At 59.8% G+C, this 428-nt stretch carries 1 protein-coding gene; it reads left to right on the top strand.

The genetic code is table 11. From position 1 onward, the window contains the following. Positions 1–230: hypothetical protein (locus FJV41_RS53355; RefSeq protein ID WP_220138030.1), on the top strand; the 230-nt coding region annotated here is incomplete at its 5' end. Positions 231–428 lie beyond the last annotated feature (198 nt).

A 428-nucleotide genomic window follows, 5' to 3' on the forward strand; every position in this document is an offset into this window, starting at 1 on the left:
ATCCAGAACATGCCGAGCCTGGCAAGTCGCGGGAGCAGGTTCTCGCCGAGATGGACCAATCCAAGAAAGAGGGTACGTGGCAATACCACCGCTTCGGTGCACCAGTTCCAGCGAAGGGCAAGGCGATGACTCGCGAAGAAGTGCTGGCAGATCTGGAACGCTCCCAAAAGCACCCCAGTTGGGCTGCACGTCGTGTTGGTGCACCGGTCCCTGCCGTTCCCGCACCCTGACCCGGACACGCGTTGATTGCCCGTCAAATCCTTGTGATCGGGGTTTGACCGGCGACTCAGGGTTGAATGTCTGGGTCTATGCCACAGTCTTCATCACTACAAGGCCGATCTCGGTCGTTCCATTGACACTCGCTGCCGTGGTGCGACCTCCGTGCATGCGCGCAATCGCCGAGGTGATGGCCAAACCCAGGCCATGAT

It is taken from the genome of Myxococcus llanfairpwllgwyngyllgogerychwyrndrobwllllantysiliogogogochensis, assembly GCF_006636215.1.
GTDB lineage: Bacteria > Myxococcota > Myxococcia > Myxococcales > Myxococcaceae > Myxococcus > Myxococcus llanfairpwllgwyngyllgogerychwyrndrobwllllantysiliogogogochensis.